16 protein-coding genes are annotated in these 21,631 nt (G+C 62.3%); 7 read left to right on the forward strand and 9 right to left on the reverse strand.

The annotated features are described in order from the left end of the window. Positions 1-76: 76 nt before the first annotated feature. From V3C40_RS09915 to V3C40_RS09925, 3 genes are all read left to right on the forward strand, one after another. On the forward strand, positions 77-652 hold the full coding sequence (locus tag V3C40_RS09915) for a YceI family protein (protein WP_034747598.1): 576 nt from the start codon (positions 77-79) through the stop codon (positions 650-652). Between the two features lie 166 nt (positions 653-818). Further along, the gene (locus V3C40_RS09920; RefSeq protein WP_034745587.1) at positions 819-1,088 is read left to right on the forward strand and encodes a GlsB/YeaQ/YmgE family stress response membrane protein; all 270 of its coding nucleotides are present in this window, start codon (positions 819-821) and stop codon (positions 1,086-1,088) included. A 305-nt stretch (positions 1,089-1,393) separates the two neighbouring features. Beyond that, positions 1,394-3,547 carry a S46 family peptidase gene (locus tag V3C40_RS09925; protein ID WP_034745584.1) on the forward strand — a complete coding sequence of 718 codons (2,154 nt, stop codon included), beginning with the start codon at positions 1,394-1,396 and terminating at the stop codon, positions 3,545-3,547. Between the two features lie 68 nt (positions 3,548-3,615). Here the strand turns inward: V3C40_RS09925 and V3C40_RS09930 are convergent, their stop codons facing one another. Beyond that, the gene (locus tag V3C40_RS09930; protein ID WP_331777304.1) at positions 3,616-4,185 is read right to left on the reverse strand and encodes a hypothetical protein; all 570 of its coding nucleotides are present in this window, start codon (positions 4,183-4,185) and stop codon (positions 3,616-3,618) included. Between the two features lie 149 nt (positions 4,186-4,334). Between V3C40_RS09930 and V3C40_RS09935 the strand changes: the two genes are divergently transcribed. From V3C40_RS09935 to V3C40_RS09945, 3 genes are all read left to right on the forward strand, one after another. After that, positions 4,335-6,023: a M14 family zinc carboxypeptidase gene (locus V3C40_RS09935; protein ID WP_331777305.1), complete on the forward strand. Its 1,689-nt coding sequence runs from the start codon at positions 4,335-4,337 to the stop codon at positions 6,021-6,023. Positions 6,024-6,113: 90 nt separating this feature from the next. After that, positions 6,114-8,264 carry an FUSC family protein gene (locus V3C40_RS09940; RefSeq protein WP_331777306.1) on the forward strand — a complete coding sequence of 717 codons (2,151 nt, stop codon included), beginning with the start codon at positions 6,114-6,116 and terminating at the stop codon, positions 8,262-8,264. A gap of 95 nt (positions 8,265-8,359) precedes the next feature. Beyond that, positions 8,360-10,312: an acid phosphatase gene (locus V3C40_RS09945; protein ID WP_331777307.1), complete on the forward strand. Its 1,953-nt coding sequence runs from the start codon at positions 8,360-8,362 to the stop codon at positions 10,310-10,312. Positions 10,313-10,317: 5 nt separating this feature from the next. Here the strand turns inward: V3C40_RS09945 and V3C40_RS09950 are convergent, their stop codons facing one another. The 6 genes from V3C40_RS09950 to V3C40_RS09975 all read right to left on the reverse strand — a co-directional run bounded on the left by V3C40_RS09950 (position 10,318) and on the right by V3C40_RS09975 (position 19,216). After that, positions 10,318-12,267: a S9 family peptidase gene (locus V3C40_RS09950; protein WP_331777308.1), complete on the reverse strand. Its 1,950-nt coding sequence runs from the start codon at positions 12,265-12,267 to the stop codon at positions 10,318-10,320. Positions 12,268-12,334: 67 nt separating this feature from the next. Further along, positions 12,335-13,807 carry an amino acid permease gene (locus V3C40_RS09955; RefSeq protein WP_034745575.1) on the reverse strand — a complete coding sequence of 491 codons (1,473 nt, stop codon included), beginning with the start codon at positions 13,805-13,807 and terminating at the stop codon, positions 12,335-12,337. Positions 13,808-14,094: 287 nt separating this feature from the next. Next, complete coding sequence (locus tag V3C40_RS09960; RefSeq protein WP_070302846.1) at positions 14,095-15,525, reverse strand: amino acid permease; 1,431 nt, start codon at positions 15,523-15,525, stop codon at positions 14,095-14,097. Between the two features lie 129 nt (positions 15,526-15,654). After that, a complete protein-coding gene (locus V3C40_RS09965; RefSeq protein WP_034778908.1) occupies positions 15,655-16,113 on the reverse strand; it encodes a RidA family protein in 459 nt (152 codons plus the stop codon). 254 nt (positions 16,114-16,367) lie between these two features. Then, on the reverse strand, positions 16,368-17,951 hold the full coding sequence (locus V3C40_RS09970) for an ABC-F family ATP-binding cassette domain-containing protein (protein WP_331777309.1): 1,584 nt from the start codon (positions 17,949-17,951) through the stop codon (positions 16,368-16,370). 152 nt (positions 17,952-18,103) lie between these two features. Then, the gene (locus V3C40_RS09975) at positions 18,104-19,216 is read right to left on the reverse strand and encodes an NADH:flavin oxidoreductase/NADH oxidase (protein WP_331777310.1); all 1,113 of its coding nucleotides are present in this window, start codon (positions 19,214-19,216) and stop codon (positions 18,104-18,106) included. Between the two features lie 160 nt (positions 19,217-19,376). Here V3C40_RS09975 and V3C40_RS09980 point away from each other — a divergent pair, with 160 nt between their 5' ends. Continuing rightward, entirely contained in the window at positions 19,377-19,940 is a 564-nt protein-coding gene (locus V3C40_RS09980; protein ID WP_331777311.1) for a glycine zipper 2TM domain-containing protein, read from the forward strand. On the opposite strand, the gene V3C40_RS09985 is transcribed toward V3C40_RS09980, so the two are convergent. Beyond that, on the reverse strand, positions 19,937-20,446 hold the full coding sequence (locus tag V3C40_RS09985) for a DUF1993 domain-containing protein (RefSeq protein ID WP_034745557.1): 510 nt from the start codon (positions 20,444-20,446) through the stop codon (positions 19,937-19,939). The two genes, V3C40_RS09980 and V3C40_RS09985, sit on opposite strands and share 4 nt — an antisense overlap. A gap of 99 nt (positions 20,447-20,545) precedes the next feature. Continuing rightward, the gene (locus tag V3C40_RS09990) at positions 20,546-21,514 is read right to left on the reverse strand and encodes a DUF2167 domain-containing protein (protein WP_331777312.1); all 969 of its coding nucleotides are present in this window, start codon (positions 21,512-21,514) and stop codon (positions 20,546-20,548) included. Between the last annotated feature and the right edge of the window lie 117 nt (positions 21,515-21,631).

Genomic DNA, 21,631 nt, shown 5'->3' on the forward strand with positions numbered 1-21,631 from the left:
GCAAGGCGCCTTGCCCTGAACGTTTTTCATGCGTTATGAAAAACAACCCCAAAACCTGTTCAACTATAGGATCTGCATGAAATTTTCGCACTTGATGATCGCCGTGCTGGCAGCCGCCGGCGCGGGTTCGGCCATGGCCGCTACCGACACCTACAACCTCGACCCGACGCATACCTTCCCCAGCTTTGAAGCCGATCACATGGGCATGTCCGTGTGGCGCGGCAAGTTCAACAAGACCAAGGGCACGGTCACCCTGGACCGTGCCGCCAAGACGGGCAGCCTGGACCTCGTCATCGATGCCGATTCGATCGACTTCGGCCTCGACGCCATGAATACGCACGCGAAAAAAGCGGACATGTTCAACGTCGAGAAATTCCCTGAAATCACCTACAAGAGCAAATCGCTCAAGTTCAACGGCGATCAGCTGGTGGAAGTCGATGGCGAACTGACCCTGCTGGGCGTGACCAAGCCCGTCAAGCTGAACGTGAGCAAGTTCAAGTGCATCATGCACCCGCGCTACAAGCGTGAAGTGTGCGGCGCCGACGCCACGGCGGAATTCAAGCGCAGCGACTTTGGCCTGAACTACGGCATGCCGGCGTTCTCGCCGGAGGTCAAGCTGGCCATCCAGGTGGAAGCGATCAAGGCCGATTAAACACGGCCTTGCCGCATGACAAGCCCGCCTCGCTGCCCGCAGCCAGGCGGGCTTTTGCATGCGCCATGCGAATCCGCTGGACTTTTCTATCGTGCGGCATCACTATCCATTGGCATGATGTTGTTCTGACATGGCACACCTACTTATCCATCGCGCGGAGGACTACATGAATTTCATTATCTGGATCGTTATTGGCGGCGTCATTGGCTGGCTGGCCAGCATGGTCATGAAAACCAATGCGCAACAGGGCATCTTCCTCAATATCATCGTCGGCATCGTCGGCGCCTTCCTGGGCGGCTGGCTGCTGGCCCCGCTGTTCGGCACGGGCACCATCAATAGCGACAATTTCAGCCTGGCTTCGTTGCTGGTCTCGTTCCTGGGCGCCGTGATCCTGCTGGGCATCGTGAATCTTTTGCGCCGCGGCAAAATACGCTAAGCAGTCAAAAAGAGCGCAGCAACACATGGCCGGGCCGCGCAAGCGCCCGGCCATTTTTCATTGCCGCCAGGACACGTATGTACAAATACCACAGCCGCCGCACGGAAAAATGCGCGCTGGCAGCCGGTTCCCGCCCCTGCGCCACTCAAAATAATGTCATTCAAGCAAGCACATACGAGCATGCTGCCCGGAAAATGTGATTGACTAGTGCGAGTTCGATACGGATACTCTATGTCGCCCGCTGCACAATCAGCGGGTACTCCGCTGATTCCGACTTCCCTACAATGTAAAAGAACAGAACTCGAATGAAAAAATCTCTCATCGCGCTCGCCATCCTGAGCAACTTCGCACACGCCGACGAAGGCATGTGGATGCCCCAACAGCTGCCACAAGTAGCCAAGGAACTGAAAGCGGCCGGACTGAAACTTGATCCGACCAACCTGACCAAACTGACCGAATTCCCGATGGGCGCCATCGTCAGCCTGGGCGGCTGCTCGGCGTCGTTCGTCTCGCCGCAAGGCCTGGTTGCCACCAACCACCATTGCGTCTACAACAGCGTGGCGGTCAATTCGACCAAAGAGCGCGATTTGCTGGCCAACGGTTTCCTGGCCAAGACTTTCGCTGAAGAATTGCCAGCATCCCCAGGCAGCCGCATCTTCGTTACCTCGGCCGTGACGAATGTCAGCGACAAGATCATCACCGCCGACGTGGCCAAGCTGCAAGGCAAGGCACGCATCGACGCGATCGAGAAAAACCAGAAGAAACTGGTCGCCGAATGCGAAAAAGAAGCGGGCTTCCGCTGCACCGTGTCGGCCTACTACGGCGGCCTGGAGTTCTACCTGATCAAGCAACTGGAAATCCGCGACGTGCGCCTGGTGCACGCGCCTCCAGCGGGCGTCGGTAAATTCGGCGGCGACACCGACAACTGGATGTGGCCACGCCACACGGGCGACTACGGCTTTTACCGCGCCTACGTCAGCAAGGACGGCAAAGCGGCCGACTTCAGCAAGGACAACGTGCCGTACCAGCCAAAACACGTGCTGAAACTGGCCAAGGATGGCTTGAAAGAAGGCGATTTCGTCATGGTCCTGGGCTATCCTGGCCGCACCAACCGTCACCGCCTGCCATCGGAAGTGGCGTACACGTTTGACTGGAACTACCCGGCCTTCGTGAAAGCGTCGGGCGAAACCCTGGCCATCATCGCGCGCGAAACCAAGGACAACAAGGATGTTGCCCTGAAATACGCGGGTCAAGTTGCCGGCGTGAACAATTACTACAAGAACCGCCAAGGCATGCTGGACTCGTACGCCGGCAGTGACTTCCTGGCGCGCAAGACGGCGGAACATGAAGCCCTGAAGACCTGGGTCAACGCCACGCCGGCACGCAAGGCCGAATTTGCCGGCGACATCGAGCAAGTGGAAAAGCTGATCGCCGAGCGCGATGCCGACACCAAGCGCGATTTCTTCCTCAGCTACGCACAGCCGCGCCTGCTGAACACGGCACGCAGCCTGTACCGCCTGTCGAACGAAGGCACCAAGGCCGATACGGAACGCAAGTCCGGCTACCAGACGCGCGACTTGCCACGCCTGGAAGCGGGCATCACCTCGGTCGAGCGCACCTACGATGAAAAAGTCGACAAGGCGCTGGTACTGAACAGCCTGACCAAGTACGCCGCGCAGCCGGCAGCACAACGCCGCGCCAGCTTCGACGCCGCCATCGGCATCAAGGACGGCATGTCGCCAGCCGACCTGTCCGCCGCCCTGGACAAACTGTATGCAGGCAGCAAGCTGGCCGACAAGGCCGAGCGCGCAGCATGGCTGAAACGCACGCCAGCCGAATTCCAGGCCAGCAAGGACAGCTTCATCCAGGCCGCCGTCGCCATGTATCCGGATTCGCTGAAAAACGAAGCGGAAGATGAAGAACTGGCAGGCAAGATCCAGCAAGCGTACGCCAACTACATGAAAGCAAAAATCGCCTTCATGAAGAGCAAGGGCCAAGCTGTCTATCCTGACGCCAACAGCACCCTGCGCGTCACGTTCGGCAAAGTAGCCGGCCGCGACCATGGCGCCGACGGCACCACCTGGTCTGCCTTCACCACCGTCAATGGCGTCGCCGCCAAAGCCACGGGCCAGGGCGAGTTCAATGCTCCGGCAAACCAACTGGCCGCGATCAAAGCCAAGGACTTCGGTAAATTCGTCGATCCGAAGCTGAAAACCGTACCGGTCGACTACCTGGCGACCCTGGACATCACCGGCGGCAACTCCGGTTCGGCTGCCCTGAACGCCAAAGGCGAATTCATCGGCCTGGCATTCGATGGCACCCTGGACTCGATCATTTCCGATTGGGACTACAACAAGGCCAACACCCGTTCGATCCAGGTCGACCTGCGCTACATGCTGTGGAACATGAAACACATCGACCACGCAGACAACCTGCTGAAAGAAATGGGCGCTGAATAACAAGAAGCAATAACCCGGCAACGGGCGCTTTAGCCTGAGCCACTCCTTCGGGAGTGGCTTTTTTTCGCCTAACGTTTTACCTTGGCGAAACGGTAAGGCACGGCTTGTTCCTCGCCAAACACTTGCGTGCGGTCACTTCCCAGCGGCAGCATCACCCGCCGGCCGTCCTGCAACAGCAAGGCCAGGTCGGCACCGGGAAAACGCTGCGCCAGCAGCGGATACGCTTGCCGCGCGATGGGGGCGGCGGGTATCACGATGCGGTAGTCGCCATCGCCAAAGTCCAGCAGCAGCGCGGGAAGCTCATCGGGCCCCGGCAGCGCCGTGATGCGCAGGCGCGCGCTACCCTTGACGAGCTCGAAGGCTGACCACAGGGGCAAGGGGCGCTGCGTGGATCCCATCTGCAGCTGCGGTGCGTGGCCCGCCTGCGCCGACGTCAGCACGACATCGGACCGCTGCTCCGATAGGGCGCCATCGACGGCCAGCAGCCAGCCCCGGTAGCGTATCAGCGCACCCTGCGCGGCGGCCGTGACGGAGCCGCCCTGCGCCACCGGTCCCTTGCCCGCTGGCAAGCGCAATGGTGCCGCCTGTGCCGCCAGCCAAGCCCACCACAACAGCACCGCCATCGCCATCTTGCCCATGCCGTCTCCCTCGTGCGTGAAACGTATTCATAACACAAGTGCGGCCCGCCCCCTCTGCCGCGCCTCAAGGCGCCAACGCCGGTGCTACAATTGGCCCCTAGCGGGCGTACTTACCCAGCGCGCCTTCCCCCTCCCAGACTCAGACCGCTATGCCACCAGACTTGCGCACGACCTACGAACTCGGTAACCACAACCAGACCACGACCTGGCTGGAATGCATCACCTTCTATCAAGATCTCGCCGCACGCTATCCGCAAGTGCTGCATTTCGAACAGATCGGCCTGTCCGACTCGGGCGTGCCCATCCATGCTGGCGTCGTCAGCGCGGACGGCGTGTTCGACCGCGAACAGATCAAGCGCGCGGGCCGCACCGTGTTCTTCAACAACAACGGCATCCATCCGGGCGAACCGGAAGGCATCGACGCCTGCATGGCCATCGTGCGCGACCTGTGCACGCAGCCGGAACGCCTGGCGGCGCTGGGCAGCACCGTGCTGCTGTTCATTCCGATCTACAACGTCGATGGCAGCCTGAACCGCGCCAACACGTCGCGCGTGAACCAGGATGGCCCGGAGCAATTCGGTTTCCGCGGCAACAGCCGCCACCTGGACCTGAACCGCGACTTCATCAAGTGCGACAGCCTGAACGCGCAAGTGTTCAACCGCCTGCTGGCCAGCTGGGACCCGGACGTGATGGTCGACACGCATACGTCGAACGGCGCCGACTACCCGTACACGATGACCCTGATCCACACGCAGACGGACAAGCTGGGCAATGGCCTCGGCCCCTTCCTGCAAGACACCATGCTGCCGCACATCTTTGCGCAGATGGAACAGGCCGGCTGGCCCACCTGCCCGTATGTGAACCCCGTCAAGGACAGCCCCGACCACGGCATCGCCGAGTTCCTCGAAGTACCGCGTTTCTCGACCGGCTTTGCGGCCTTGCACCACGTCATCGGTTTCATGCCGGAAACGCACATGTTGAAACCGTTTGCCGACCGCTACGCCTCCATGCGCGCCCTGCTCGACATCACGATGGCGTTCACGGTCAGACATGGCGAACAGATCAAGCAACTGCGCGCGCAAGCCAAGGCGGCGGGACGCACGCAAGCCGAGTGGCCCATCCACTGGACCATGAACGAAGAACAGCCGTCGACCTTCCCCTTCAAGGGCTATGCGGCGCAATACACGCCAAGTATCCTCGGCGATTACCAGCGCCTATCGTACGACCGCTCGCAGCCGTGGGAACGCGACATCGCCTACTACAACCGCTTCGATGCGGACGTCACCGTGGCCGCGCCGAAAGCCTATGTCGTGCCGCAAGCGTGGCGCGAAGTCATCGAGCGCCTGCGCTGGAACGGCGTCGAAATGAGCCGCATCACCGCCGAACAGACGGTAACGGCGCGCTACTACCACATCGCATCCGTCGGTACGCGCGCCACGGCCTACGAAGGCCATATGTTCCACGACACGGTGGAACTGGAAGCGCGCACGGGCCAGTTCACCGTGCAGGCGGGCGATTATGTCGTGTCCCTGGAGCAGGACAACGCGCGCTACGCCGTGGAAACCTTGGAACCGCAAGCGCACGACAGCTTCTTCCGCTGGGGCTTCTTCAACAGCGTGCTGGAGAAGAAAGAAGCGTTTTCCGACTACGTATTCGAGGACATGGCATCCGAATTGCTGCGCGACGAGCCGGCGCTGGCCGCCAAGTTCGCCGACTGGAAAGCGGCCAACCCGGCCTTGCTGAGCAATCAGGAAGCCGTGCTCGACTTCATTTTTGCACACTGCCAGCGCTTTGCCGAGCCGGAATGGCGGCGTTATCCTGTGATCGCCCTGATGTAACTCGGGGCTGTAGCGACTGCAACATCCTGGCGCCGCATCGGAGACCCCGGTGCGGCGCCTCTTTCTGTGCCCTGCCCACAAGGTAATCCCATGCACTACGCACTGAACCTGCGCACCTTTATTTACAGCCATTATTTTTACCTGGGCTTGCGCGTGGCCATCGGCCTGGTCGGCCTGGCCTTGCTGACCCAGGAAATCAGCGACAGCGCCACGGCCATGACCGTGTGCATCGGCGCCCTGTGCACGACCCTGATGGACATGCCCAGCCCGCTTCGCCACAAGTTCAACGAAATGCTCGCTTCCGTGCTGCTGTGCAGCGCCGTGACCTTATTGATCAGCCTGTGCGGGCCCGTGCAGTGGCTGTTGATGATGGTGCTCGTGCTCGTCAGTTTTCTCGCCAGCATGATGGTGGTGTACGGCAAGAAATCCATGCCCTTGCAACTGGCCGCCCTGTTCATCATGACCATGTCGATGGAGCATCAGATGACGTGGCAGCAATCGTTTCACCACGCGGGCCTGTTCATGCTGGGCGGCTTGATCTATCTGGCCTATGCCATGGCCATCGCCTGGGTCTTGCGCCACCGCATCAAGCAGCAAGTGCTGGCCGAAGCCCTGTTCGAACTGGCCGCCTACATCGACATCAAGGCCGATTTCTACGACACGCGTTTCAATTTGACGGAGCAGTTCAACAAGCTGGTGCGCCATCAAAGCATCCTGGCCGACCGCCAGCAAGCGTCGCGCGACTTGATCTTGCGCAGCCACAAGAACAGCAAGGATGCCATCGTCGTGCAGGTGCACGTGTGCATGCTCGATCTGTATGAACTGATACTCTCAACGCACACGGACTACGCGCTGCTGCGCCAGCATCTGGCCGACTCCGACGTGCTGAAATCCCTGCACGACCTGGCCTACAAGGCGGCGCGCGATATCGAATCCGTCGCCTACGCCGTCACGCGCAAGCGCGCTTCGTATGCGCAGATCAGCTATGACAAGGAATGGGCCGACATCGAAGCGGAAATTGCCCGACTGCAGGCAAAGGGCGACGCTGCGCAGGAAGCGCTGGCCACCCTGCGCGCGCAGCGCAACAAGATCCGCGCCATTCTGAAAATGATCGGTGAACTGCATTTGGCCACGCAAAAAGTCTATGACAACGCGCCGTTCTGGAGCGGCGCGGACATGGCGCCATTCCTGTCGCAGCAGAAATACGAACTGAAGACCCTGCTGTCGAATCTGCGCCTGGACTCGCCCGTATTCCGCTTCGCCCTGCGCGTGTCGATGGCCATTTCCGTTGGCTTGCTGATCGGCCACTGGCTGCCGTATGCGGCGCACAGCTACTGGATCGTCCTCACCATCGTCATCATCCTGCGCCCCACGTTCAGCATGACGCGCCAGCGCCGCGCCGACCGCATCATCGGCACCATCATCGGCTGCGTGGTCACGGCCATCGTGATCCGCTACGTGCACAGCAATATCGTGCTGATGGCCATCCTGTTCCTCTCCATCGTGGCCACGCCCACCTTCATCTATTTGCGCTACCGCTACACGGCCATTGCCGTCAGCCTGATGATCTTGCTGCAAATGCATCTGGTGGCGCCCAGCAACCCGAACCTCGTCAGCGAGCGCCTGATCGACACCCTGATCGGCGCGGCGGTGGCCACCGTGTTCAGCTTCGTGCTGGCCAACTGGGAATACCAGAGCCTGCCGCGCCTCGTGCGCCAAGTGCTGAACGTGAACCTGTCATACATGCAAGCCAGCTTCGCGCTGCTGCAGGGAAAGTGTTTCGATGACTTCGCCTACCGCATCGAGCGCAAGCGTTTGATGGACAGCCTGGCCGCGCTCAGCTCGGCGCTGGTGCGCATGCTCGATGAACCGGCCAGCAAGCAGCGGGCCGTGGAAGACATCAACCTGTTCATCGTGCAAAATTACTTGCTGGTCGCCCACGTGGCGGCGCTGCGCTCCATCCTGGGGCGCCATGCCAGCCAGCTGCCCGTCGCGCCCGTCAACGCCCTGCTTGGCCACAGCCATACGCAAGTGTGTCTGACCCTGTCGCGCGCGCTCGATCAGCTCGACAACAAGGCCGCCATCAGCGCCCCGCTGGCGGCCCCTGCCGCACCGCCCGTGAGCGAAGTGGACTGGTCGGGCTGGCCGCTGGTCAAAAGACGCATCCGCCTGTTGCAGGCCGATGCCGACAAGATCGTGGTGCATAGCGCGGCGATCGTGCATATCGTGGCACCCAGATAATCTTTTGGGAGCGCCCTGGCGCAAGTGGTGTCATCAGGAGGTCATCTGGCCTCTCTATGCTGCCATGGTTTTTCCACTTCCAGCCAAGGTCATCCATGCACGCATTTCCCCTGAGCCGGCGCCTGCCGCTGGCGCTGGCCATCAGCGCCGCCCTCGCCCTTGCCGCCTGCGGCGGTTCCGACCACCAGGAAGCAGCGCTCGTCATTCCCGCCGCGCCCGCCGACCAGGGTGCGCCCGACACGGCGCCGCCATCGGCCACGGCCATCCCCTTTGTCGACAATATCGCCAGCAACCAGCGCGGCGATGCGCGCTACGCCACAGCCGCCACGAATGCGGGCGTACGCGTACTGGCCGGCATGCTCGACATATGGAAACCATTGACGGAAATCGTCGATGCCGGCGTCTCGGCGCCAGCCGTGGACGGCTTCCCTGCGGTCGTGCCTTCCGCCTGGACGGGCGTGCCCAACGATGGCACGCCGGGCGGCACCATCGTCAATGCCAGCGTGCACAATGCGAACATCGATTTCGTCGTCAAAGCCACCACCAGCCGCACGCCGGCGCAGGAACTGGCCGCCTACCTCGATGACCGCCGCGGCAAGGGCTACAGCATCACCGACGGCATGGGTCCGCTGACGGACGCCTGGCGCAGCGCGGCGCGCCAGACCACCAGCATCACCGACATCGCGCCGGACGCGACAAGCAAGCTCTACAACGATAGCGGCAGCAACACGGGCGTGGCAGGCAGCGCCAATGCCGAGTTCGGCAACGTGGTGGGCCTCGTCAACGCCATGGGCAACAATGGCTCGACGGAACCGGCCAAGCGCTTCTACAAATATGCGCGCCCGTTCCGCTGGAGCAGCAACGTAGCCGTGATCCCGGCCCTGCTGCCGGCCCGGAGCGCCACGCCCGCCACCGATGGCGGCTTTACCAGCGGCCACTCGGCCGAAGCCGTGCGCGGTGCGCTGGGCATGGCGTATACCTTGCCCGAGCGCTACCAGGAAATGGTGGCGCGGGGCCTGGAACTCGGTGAAAACCGCATCATCGCCGGCATGCATTCGCCGCTCGACGTGATCAGCGGCCGCGTGCAGGCGCAAGCCATCGTCGCCGCCAACCTGCTCGACCCGGCAACGGCCGCCACCAAGGCCGCCGCCGTGACGCAGGCGCACACGACCCTGATGGCGAAAACCGGCACCACGGCCGACACCTTCTACGACTATGCCCACTCGGGCACCGGCGCCAACGACCGCTTTTCGGACTACGCCAGCACCAAGGCCGCCTATATCCGCCGCCTGACCTTCGGTTTCGCGCAGACGGGCGCCGCCAACGCGCCAGCCGTCGTGCCGAAAGGCGCGGAAGTGCTGCTGGAAACGCGTTTGCCGTATCTGTCCGATGCACAGCGCCGCGTGGTGCTGAAAACAACGGCCTTGTCATCGGGCTACCCGGTGATGGACGATGCTGAAGGCTGGGGCCGCTTGAACCTGTTTGCCGCCGCCGACGGCTATGCCGTCTTCATGGGCAATGTCGTCATCAGCATGGATGCAGCCAAGGGCGGCTTCTACACCGTCGACCGCTGGCGCAACGACATCGGCGGCACGGGCAAGCTGAACAAGCAAGGCACGGGCACCCTGAAGCTGGGCGGCAACAATAGCTGGAGCGGCGGCACGCAGCTGGAAGGGGGCCGCCTGGAAGGCTTGTCGGCCACGGCCTTCGGCAAGGGCGACGTGTATGTCAGCGGCGGCACCCTGGTCGGCAATGCCCCGTCCGGCCTGGCGCTGGCCGGCAAGTACACGCAGCTGGCCACCGGCAATCTGGAATTGAAGCTGGGCAGCGGACAGCAAGGCCGCCTGAGCGTGGCGGGCCAGATGACGGTGGCGGGCGGCAGCCTGAAGGTGACGTTCCAGAACGGCTACAAGCCGGCCGCCGGCGACACCCTGACCGTGCTGCAGGCCGCCAGCCTGAAAGGCAAGTTCGACAGCATCACCGCCGATGGTTTCAAGGTGACGCCAACGTACACGGCAACGGGCTTGCAGCTGCGCATGGATGTATAAGCGAGCTACTTGAGGTAGCGCTCAAACCAGCCGATAGTACGCTTCTGCAAGTCGCGCTGGTGCTCGGGCTTGCGGAAGGAATGGCCTTCACCGTCGTAGATGAACAGGCTGGACGGCACGCCCATGGCGCGCAAGCCGTGCCAGAATTCCAGCGACTGGGCGGCCGGCGTTTCCACGTCGCGCTCGCCCACGTAGATCAGGGTTGGCGTCTTGGCCGCCTTGATCGATTCGATCGGCGAGGCCTTGCGGTAGACGGCCGGATCGTCATACGCGGAGGCGCCGAAGAACGGGATCATCCACTGGTTGATGCCGTTCTGGCCGTAATAGCTGATCCAGTTCGACACGCCCGCGCCCGCCACGGCCGCCTTGAAGCGGTCGCTGTGCGTGACGCCCCACATGGTCATGAAGCCGCCATATGAATGGCCGATCAGGCCCAGGCGCTCGCCATCGACGGGCGCCACTTTTTGCACGGCGTCGATGCCGGCAAGAATGTCGCGCCAGTCGCCGCCGCCAAAGTCCGCCATATTGGCGCGCGTAAATGCCTGGCCCTGGCCAAAGCTGCCGCGCGGATTGGGCAGGAAGACGAAATAACCTTTTTGCGTCAATTCGTGGATCAGGGTGCCCGCGCCCACGTAACGGGGCGAGGCAGCCGCGCCGGGGCCGCCATGCACGTTGACGATCATCGGGTAGCGCTTGCCGGCGTCCGTCTTCAACGGTCCCAGCAGCCAGCCCTGCACCTTGTATTGCTCGTTGTTCCAACCCACGTTCTGCACCGTCAGCTGCGGCGCAAAGCCGTCATTGTCGCGCGTGATCTTTTTCAGCCGGCCCACCGGCCCGGCCATCAGGTAGGAAGCGTGCGTAAAGTCTTCCTGCGCGGCCGCCGCTTGCAAGCCGTCGGCGCTGAACGACAAGCGGCCATCGCTGCCGCTGCTGCTGATTTCTCCGAGCAGCACAGGTTGGCTGGGGCCGGTCTGCGCATCGACGGGCACCAGCGCCAGCTGCGAATCGATCAGGGCCGTTGCCAGCAAACGGGCGCCGCGCCAGACGACGCCATTGAAGGTACCGCGATAGTCTTGTGTCACATTGCGCGGCGTGCCGCCGGCCAGCGGCACCGTATAGATATCGCCGCCGATGGAGCCAAAATCGCTCATCAGGCCGCCGATGAAGACCACTGTCTTGCCATCGGGCGAAACCGAGGGCAGGTTCAGCTGCATGGCCGGCGACGCGATCACGCGCAGGGCGCCCGTGGCCGCATCGATATGGCTGAGTTTGGCGACCCACCAGTTGCTGTCGCCATTGCCCTGCGCGCTGGTGGCGACAAAGCCGCGGCCATCGGGCGTCCAGCTGTATTCATACACATAGGTGTCGTTTGGCGACAGCAAGCGCAGCTCGCCGCCGCTGGCCGGCACGACGGCGATGCGCTGGGCATCGTCTTCGCTGCCCACTTCGCCCACCTGGCGCGCGCCCGCCTCGACGGCGCCGGCCAGCTTGCGCGCGCCCACCGTGGCCAGCAAGGCCAACTGCTTGCCGTCCGGCGACCAGAGCGCCGTGCTGGCCACGCCCTTGATGCTGGTCAACGTTCGGACTGGCGTTTGCGACAGGGTGGCCAGGTACAGCTGCGCCGTGCCCGCCTTGGCGTCGTAGCCGACAAAGGCCAGCTGTTTTCCATCTGGCGACCAGCTGGGCTTGTCGTAGGAACACACGGCACACGGATCGAATTGCTGCACAATGGCGCCGTTGGCGGCGTCGCGCACGACGATGGCAGCGTGCGGGCGCTGCGCTTGCTCGCCGGCCTTGTTCGATTCGATGGCGGCGATGCGCTGGCCATCGGCGGACAGGGCCACGGCGCGGTAATCGCGCAATGCCGGCCCGGTTGCAACGGCGGCCTGTACCGTGGTGCCCAGAAGGCTGCTTGCCAGCAAGCCGCAGGCGGCCAGATCAGTTATTTTCATCATGTAAATTCCGGTTAGAAATAAAAAAAACCGCCGGCAAGCGCGGCGGTTTTGGATGGAACAGACTGCATTAGCGGGCCTTCTTGCCCAGGTGCGAATGCCGCATGCTGTACAGGAAGTAAATGGCCACCGTCACCGTCATCCAGATACTAAACACGACAAACGTCGTATGCGGCAAATCGCGCATGATGTACAGGCAGGCGAGTACGCTCAGGCCGGGAATCACATACGGGCCGAACGGCACGCTGAAGCCTTCGATGCGGTTCGCGCCCTGCTTGTGGCGCAGCACGGGCACGGCGATCGAGACCACCATGAAAGCCGTCAGGGTGCCGATGCTGACCATATCCCACAGGTAAGTCGCATCGATGGAACCCGCCACCACGGCCACGACGAGGCAAACGATGATGGTATTGCTGACCGGCACCAGGGTGCGCGGGTGGATCTTCTGGAACGATTTCGGGATCAGGCCGTCGCGGCTGACGGCAAACAGGATGCGCGTCTGGCCATAGATCGTCACCAGGGTCACGCTGAAGACGGAAATGACGGCGCCGGCCGACAGCACCAGCGCGGGCCAGGTCTTGCCCGTCACGTTTTGCAGGATCACCGCCAGGCCCGCTTCCTGGCCTTCGAACAATTTCGCCTGTTGCGCACCGAGGGCGGCCACGGCCACCAGCAGATAGAACACGGTGACGATCAGCAAGCCATACAGGATGCCGCGCGGGACATTGCGCTTGGGGTCTTTCACTTCGTCGCCGGCCGTCGCCACCGTATCGAGGCCGATGAAGGAGAAGAAGACGGTGCCGGCCGCGGCCGTTACGCCCGTCATGCCGGCAAAGCCCTTGCTATTGTCGGTATTGAAGAACGGCACGAAGTTGTCGGCGTTGAAACCGGAAAAGGCAATGGCAATGAAGAATACGAGGATGGACAGCTTGATGATGACCATGATGGCGTTCATCAGCGCCGATTCCTTGGCGCCGCGCAACAGCAGGAAACCGCACATGCAGATCAAAAAGATCGGCGGCAGGTTGATGTGGCCGGCATGAAACTCCATGCCATGCGGGCCGGAAACGATCATCGGCGTGCGCAGCATCTCGGGTATGTGCCAGCCAAACGCATTTTCCAGGAAGTTGTTCAAGTAGGACGACCAGCCGATGGCCACGGCACTGCCCGCCAAGCCGTATTCGAGCAGCAGACAGGCGGCCATGATGAAGGCAAGAAACTCGCCGACGGTGGCGTAGGCAAACGAATACGAGGAGCCGGAGGCGGGGATACGGAACGACAGCTCCGCATAGCACAAGGCCGTCAGGCCGGCCGTGATGGCGGCGATCAGGAAAGACAGGACGACCGAAGGACCCGCCTTGGGCACGGCTTCGACCATGGTAAAGAAAATGCCCGTGCCGATGGTGGCGCCGACGCCAATCATGGTGAGGGAAAACAGGCCGATGGATCGGCTCAAGCCACTGCTGCTGAGGCCTTCACCATATTCGACCGTGGTATCGATCGGCTTGGTGCGGCAAATTTTCTGGACCAGGGTTTGGCTCACTAATATTCCTTTATGAGGCACACATATTCGTATGACGGGTAAAAACAAATAGCGCTCCGGCCCTACCTGGCAAAAAACCGGAAAGATCGCGTCCATTTTCAAAACTAAGCGATTATAGGGCTTTCACCGGCACAGCCAAACAGAACTTTGATGCATGGAAACAACGCCAGGCGTGCGCCGCGTAATGCGCATAGGCGCTAGCGGAGCCTGAGATTGCCGAGATGAAAGAAAAAGCGCGCCGCTGCAGGGGCAGGGGCGCGCTTCTGGTTCAGCTCAGTTCAGCTGAATTACTTCTTGCCGTGCGGCGCATCAGCCGGCGACCAGCCTGCCTCGTAGCCTTGCGGCACGTCGTCGCGGCCCTCTTTCGGCGCCAGGCCCAGCACGTAGTACAGCACCGTCAGCAGGATCAGCCAGGCCGGTCCCACCATCAGGGCGATGCGCGTATCGGGGAAATACGCCATCAGGCCGATCACCAGCGCCAGGAAAGCGAGCGAAATCCAGGAGCCATACGGCGCGAACGGCATGCGGAAGGCCAGGTTCTTGATTTCCAGTGGCGTCAGGGTCTTGCGGAACTGGATCTGCGTGACGAGGATCACGCCCCAGGTCCAGACGGCGCCGAAGGTGGAAATCGAGGTCACCCAGATAAACACTTTTTCCGGCACCAGGTAGTTCAGCAGCACGCCCAGCAACAAAGCAAACACGGACACGAGAATGGCGCGGCGCGGCACGCCGCTGGCCGTGGTTTCCGCAAACGCCTTCGGCGCCTGGCCTTGCAGTGCCAGGTTGTACAGCATGCGGCCCGTGCTGAAGATGCCGCCATTGCACGACGACAAGGCTGCCGTCAGCACGACGAAGTTGATGATGCCGGCGGCCGTCTTGATGCCCAGGCGTTCGAACGTCATGACGAAGGGGCTGCCGGTGGTGCCGATTTCATTCCATGGATAGATCGACAGGATGACGAACAAGGCGCCGACATAGAAAATCAAAATGCGCCAGAACACGGAATTGATGGCGTCTGGAATCGATTTCTTCGGGTTGGCCGCTTCGCCAGCCGTCAGGCCGATCATTTCCACGCCCAGGTAGGCAAACATCACCATCTGCAAGGACATCAATACGCCCTGCGCGCCATTCGGGAAGAAGCCGCCATGCGTCCACAGGTTCGAGATACCGATGGCCACGCCATCGTTGCCCAGACCGAAGACGATCATGCCCGTGCCGCCGACGATCATCAGGATGATGGTGACGACCTTGATCAGGGCGAACCAGAACTCGAACTCGCCGTAGGCTTTCACGGCCAGCAGGTTGATCGCGCCCATGGAACCCAGGGCCGCCAGGGCCCAGATCCAGCGCGGCGTGTCGGGGAACCAGATGCCCATGTAGATGGCGACGGCGGTAATTTCCGCCACGCACGTGACCAGCCACAGGAACCAGTAGTTCCAGCCCGTCAGATAGCCTTGCAGGGGTCCCAGGTAATCCTGGGCATAGCGGCTGAAGGAGCCGGCGACCGGGTTGTGCACGGCCATTTCGCCCAGTGCGCGCATGATCATGAAGATGACCGCGCCACCGATGATGTACGACAGCATGATGCCGGGACCGGCCATCTTGATGGCGTTGCCGGAACCCAAAAACAGGCCCACGCCAATCGCAGCGCCCAGCGCCATCAGGCGGATCTGCCGCTCACCCAGGCCGCGGTGCAAGCCTTGTTCACTCGTTTTCATTACGTGTCTCCGTTTTTTTCTTGAATACACCGATCCCTCCACCCCAATGGCGGTTCCGCTCTTGCTGGAAAGGAAGAAAGGGCGCGCCGGCGGCAAGCGCCGGCATGCTCATGTGGTCAGGCTACTGCGTCAGGCCAGTTCAGCGATCAGCTCGATCTCGACGCAAGCGCCCAGCGGGATTTGCGCCACGCCGAAGGCGGAGCGCGCGTGCTTGCCGCTGTCGCCGAAGACTTCGACGAACAATTCCGAGGCGCCATTGGTCACCAGGTGCTGTTCCGTGAATGCGGAGGTGGAATTGACCAGACTCATGACCTTGACGATGCGCTTGACCTTGTTCAAGTCGCCGCCGCACGCGTCTTGCAGGGTGGCGATCAGTTCGATGGCGATGCCGCGCGCGGCGATCTTGCCTTCTTCCGTCGTGACGTCCTTGCCCAGTTGACCAACCCAGACCTTGCCATCCTTCTTGGCCAGGTGGCCGGACAGGAAGACGGTGTTGCCCGTGCGCGCATGCATCACGTAGGCGGCAGCTGGCGCGGCAACGACTGGCAGTTCAATGTTGAGGGCCTTGAGTTTTTCGTAAAACGACATGCTATTTCTCCAAGAAAACAATATAAGCGAAACCAGAATTCATGCACGGCAGGGCACGGAGGATGACGCCCTGGCAGCGCGGTAGTGACCGACAACAGTGCCAGATTAAACGTCATCATATTGGTGAACCAGCAGTTTTAGTTCACAAATAGGCCCGGTTATTCAGTGGATTATACCGACAATCAAACAAAATTCAGCATCAGTTCATGAAGCATGCTCTACAGGCATCGAGCGTGACTTTTTTCATTAAATTGTCACTTGTGCAATGTCAAGCCCTCGGGGTCAAGGTTTATCGCATCCAGAAATGCCTGGTCGTGCGAAACCACAAGTAACGCGCCCCGGTATTGCAGCAGCATCTGCTCCAGCGCCTGCAGGCTGGCCAGGTCCAGATGATTGTCGGGTTCGTCTAACAGCAACAGTTGCGGCGGCGCCTGCGCATACAGCTCGGCCGCCAGCGCCACCTTCATGCGCTCGCCACCGCTGAGTAAACGGCTGGGCATGGTGGCGCGTGCGCCGGCAATGCCCAGCAGCGCCAGCCGCGTGCGCAAGTCCCCTTCCGCCATCGTGCTATTGCGTTCCTGCAAGCGCTGCACGGCGCTCCATTCGCCGTCTTGCAGTCCGGCATGCTGGTCCAGCCACGCCACCCGCGCATGGCACAGTACCTCGCCGCTGGCGGGCGCCAGTTGTCCGGCGATCACGCGCAGCAGGGTCGACTTGCCGCTGCCATTATTGCCCGTCACGGCCAGGCGGCGCGGGCCGCTGATGACCAGGCTCACAGGCTGCGCCTGGCCATAGGGCAAGACCACGTCGCGCAGTTCCAGGATCAGCTTGCCGTTCGGCACGGCGCTGTCGGGCGCCAGCAACAGCCGTTCAGCCTCGGGCGCGCAGCGGGCGCTGGCGTCCATCACCCGTTGCTGGCGCGCCTGCTGCGCCTCTTGCGCGCGCAGGCGCAACTTGCCTTGGCTATCCTGGCTTTTCTCTTTGCGTGCGTCGAGCAGCAGCTTGCTTTGGTTGCCTTCGCGCCCCTCGCGCTCACCACGCACCACCCGTTTCTGCTGGCGTTCGGCTTGCTGCTGCGCGTCGCGCTGTTCGCGTCTGGCGCCCGCCTTTTCCGCCTGCAGGGCGGCAGCAAAACCGGCCTGTTCCAGCGCGCGCTGCTGTGCATACATCGCGTAATTGCCTCCATAGCTGCGCAAGCCCTGGCTAGACAGCTCGACGATTGCATCGACGTGCTCGAGCAAGCTGCGGTCATGGCTGACCAGCAGCAAGCCACCCGGCCAGCGCGCCATCTGCGCCACCAGGCGGGCGCGCTGCTGTACATCGAGATGGTTGCTCGGCTCATCGAGCACCAGCCAGTCCGCCTGCGACAGCCAGGCGCCCTGCAGAGCGATGCGCTGGCGCTCGCCGCCGCTCAGGCTGGCCGTTGGCGTAGCGGCATCGACATGGCGCAAATCGAGCGCATCGAGCGCCTGGCGCAAACGGGTGTGGGCATCCCAGCGCTCTCCCACGAGCGCATAGTCGGCTTCATCGACGCTGCCTTCGGCAATGCGCGCCAGCGCGGCCAGCAAGTCGTCCATGCCGGCGAGCGCCGCCACGGTGCGATAGCGCTCAGGATCGAGCTCCTGCGCCACGTAATGCACGCGGCCGTCGCAGCGCACGGCGCCGGAAGACGGCTGCGCCTGGCCCGCCAGCAGGCGCGCCAGCACACTCTTGCCCACGCCGTTATCGCCGACGAGGCCGATACGTTGCGGGGCAAAGCTAAATTGCAAATCGGAAAACAGGGTGCGGCCATCGGGCAGCACAAAGGACAGACGGTCGAGTTGTAGTAATGCGGGCATGGATACTCCTTGAGCAAGGCTGGCGAACCCGCGCGGCGCTATGCGCTGTGGCGGGATGGGCGAGGCCGTGCACAGCACGGCAGTATCAATGGCGCATGTCGAAGCGTCCTGGAGAAATGGGAAAGAAGCGTCAGTGTAGCAGAGCCGTTCCCTTAGCGCTGCCCCAAGGTCGTGTCGCCGAACAGGTTCTTGAATTCACGCGGCTGCGAACGCCAGTACTGCGGCGGCGCCTGCACTTGCGCACCCAGCTGGGCCGCCGCATGCCAGGGCCAGCGCGGGTCGAACAGGATGGCGCGCGCCAGCGCCACCATGTCGGACTGGCCGTTGGCGATGATGTCTTCCGCCTGCTGCGCCTCCGTGATCAGGCCCACGCTAATCGTGGGCAAACCGCTGTCGCGCTTGATGCGTTCGGCAAACGCCACCTGGTAGCCGGGTCCCACGGGAATTTGCTGCTGCGGCGAAACGCCGCCGCTGGAGACGTGGATGAAGTCGGCGCCCAGCTGCTTGAGTTCCTGCGCGAAACGCACGCTTTGCTCGATTTCCCAGCCGCCTGCGACCCAGTCCGTGGCGGAAATGCGCACACCCACAGCCATGTCGGCCGGCACGGCGGCGCGCACGGCTTCAACAACTTCCAGCGGAAAACGCATGCGGTTTTCCAGGCTGCCGCCATACGCATCCGTACGCTGGTTGGACAGGGGAGACAAAAACTGGTGCAGCAGATAACCGTGCGCCGCGTGCAGTTCGATGCCTTCGATGCCGAGCGCATGCACGCGCTGAGCGGCCGCGACAAAGGCGCCCTTCACTTGCAGCAAGCCCATCTCGTCCAGGGCGATCGGCACGGTTTCGCCCGGTGCATGGGCGATGGCGGACGGCGCCACCGTTTGCCAGCCGCCCTCGGCCAGGTGCACGCAGGAACCACCCTGCCATGGCGCGCGGCTCGACGCCTTGCGTCCCGCATGGCCCAGTTGCACCACCAGGGGAATCGGAGCGTGGCGGCGGATGGCCTGCACCACGTTGGACAGCGCAGTCTGGTTCGCGTCCGACCACAGGCCCAGGTCTTCGGCCGAGATGCGTCCCTCGGGCGAGACGGCCGTCGCTTCCGTCATCAGCAAGCCCGCGCCGGACAGGGCCAGATGGCCCAGGTGGATCATGTGCCAGTCGGTGGCGTTGCCGTTGTCGGCCGAGTACTGGCACATGGGCGCGATGGCGATGCGGTTGGCCACCTGCAGCGGCCCCAGGGCATACGGCGTGAATAGCTGGCTCATGGCGGACTCCGGAAAAGGGGAAGCACCGATTCTACTGTGCTTTGGAAAGCGCGGCTTACACCTGCTTACGTTTGATACAGCGCAAGGGCTAGCCTTGGACAGGCGAGGCCGCTAATCTGGACACATCAATAACACCCGCAGTACCACCCCAGGAGAACACATGAACACGACGACTACCGCCAGCCGCATCCACCCTTTGATGGCCGGCGCCGCCATTTCCGTGACGGTCCTGTGCCTGGTCGGCGCGGCGTCCATCGCCGGCATCCTGCCCAATTCGCGAGCGAATGTGCCTGCCGTGCCGGCCGACGTGGCCGCCATGACGCCGGCCAGCGCCGCTGCCCTGGCAGCGCCCGTGGCTGCACCGGTTGCCGCGCCTGTCGTCGCACAAGCGGCCCCTACGCCAACCCCGGCGCCCGTCGTGCACAAGCGCGTCGTGCACCACACGCAAGTGGCACAAGCGCGCCCTGCCTACAATGACAACAACGATGGCTACCGCGACACAGCCTACCGCGAACCTGTGCGCCAGCCGCAGCCAGTGCCTGCGCCGGCACCAGCACAACCGAACTACGTGGGCATCGGTACGGGCGCCGTCATCGGCGGCTTGATCGGCAATCAGGTCGGCGGCGGCCGCGGCAAGGCCCTGGCAACGGTGGCCGGCGTGATCGGCGGCGGCATGCTGGGCAATGCTGTACAGAACCAGGTCGAGCAGCAACCGCAACGTTAATCGTACGGGCCAAGATAGTCGAGCTTGCCCACGGCCACGCCATTGTTTCTCAGGATGGCGTGGACCATGGAAACGTGGAAATAGAAGTTCGGCAGGGCAAAACTGAGCAGGTAATCATCGCCCGAGAATTTTGTTCCCTCGTCGGTCCAGTTCAGCACGACTTCCTTCTGCGCGCTGCCCGCCATTTGGCCCGCATTCACGCTGTCGATGTAGGCGATGGTGCTGGCGATACGTTCCTGTAGCTGCTCGAAGGACGCTTCGTTATCCTCGAACTTCGGCGCCGGCACGCCGCTCAGGCGCTCGACCGACATCTTCGACGTATCGCTGGCGCGCTGCACCTGCGCCGTCAAATCCAGCATGTCGGGCGCCAGCTGCGCACCCAGTAAAATCTCGGGCACGATGCCATCTTCCTCCACGTGGGCTTGCGCTTTTTCCAGCAGGGACGAGACGACCCGCAAGCCGCGGATGAAGACGGGAATGGTTGCCTGATACATGGACACGGACATGGCTGACTCCTGATAGTGAACGATGAGCCAGTGTACCCGAGGCGCTGTTTTCGGGTACCGCGCCCGTGTGCGTCAGCGCACCTAGCAGCCCAGTTGCTTTTACTTGTCGAGGTTGACCTTGCCGTCCGGTAAATGCGCTGGCTGTTCAACGGACTCCTGCTGCTGTATCGGCGCCGGCTTCTCCTTGCGCTTGCCAGTGAAAAACTTGACGATGGCCGCACCGCCGCCCACGACGGCCAGGAGCAGCACTTTCTTGAAAGCCAGCAGCAGCGCCAGCAATTTGCCAAACAGGCCCAGCTTGCTGGCTACGCCACCGGCCACCAGCGCCGCCAGGCCATACTCGGCCACCTTGTCCGTCTTGCTGTCGAAATCCGTGTAGCGGTTACCGTCGGTAAATTCCGTGAACGCCGTCACTTGCTGCATTTCCTGTTTGATCGTCGCGATCTGCTGCATGCTGGCAATCGCGTTCAGGTTCAGCACGCCTTCGCGGCCCAGCACGCGCACATTGTAGTTCAGCGAATGCTCGCCGCCATCGACCATCAAATCCTTGGCCCAGTACAGCTTGTGCGTATCCTTGGCATAGCTGGGTTTTTCCGCCCAGCCCATCAGATGGATGCCTGGGTAACCCTGCTTCTTGCGCTCCGCATTGTTTTCCAGCACGGATGCCTGCATATCCTTGAGCAATTCATCGTATTTGATGCTGTCCGCATCGTCATCCTTGATATGCCCTTCCTTTTCATACGTCACCACCACGCCCCAGCTATCACGCTCGAGCAAGCTGGTCTTGGCGGGCACGATCATGCCCAGCGATTCCATGCCCGGTGGATTACCCCAGGCCTCGACCAGCACGCGCTCGGCGTCCGCCGGCGACAAATAACGGAAGCTGGCGGGCAAATCCAGGGTGGCGATACCGCCTGGCAATGTGATCTTGCCGCGCTGCAGGTGCAACTGGGCAAGGAATTGCTCGGCCGTCATTTCCGTTGCGGCAGCCTTGTCTTCGGCAGGGGCGGCAGCCGTCAGGCCGGTGAGGGTCAGGCACAGCAGGGCTGTCAGCAGGCGTTTCAACATGATCGGTCCAAAAAATTGCAAAGGGTAAATATTTTAAATCAACTGGTTGCTTAATGGATAATTATTTCTGTGCGGCATTTTTCCATGAAAAAAGCGCCAGACGGGTTTCCCCGGCTG

It is taken from the genome of Janthinobacterium sp. LS2A (assembly GCF_036543145.1).
GTDB classification, from domain to species: Bacteria; Pseudomonadota; Gammaproteobacteria; order Burkholderiales; family Burkholderiaceae_D; genus Janthinobacterium; species Janthinobacterium aestuarii.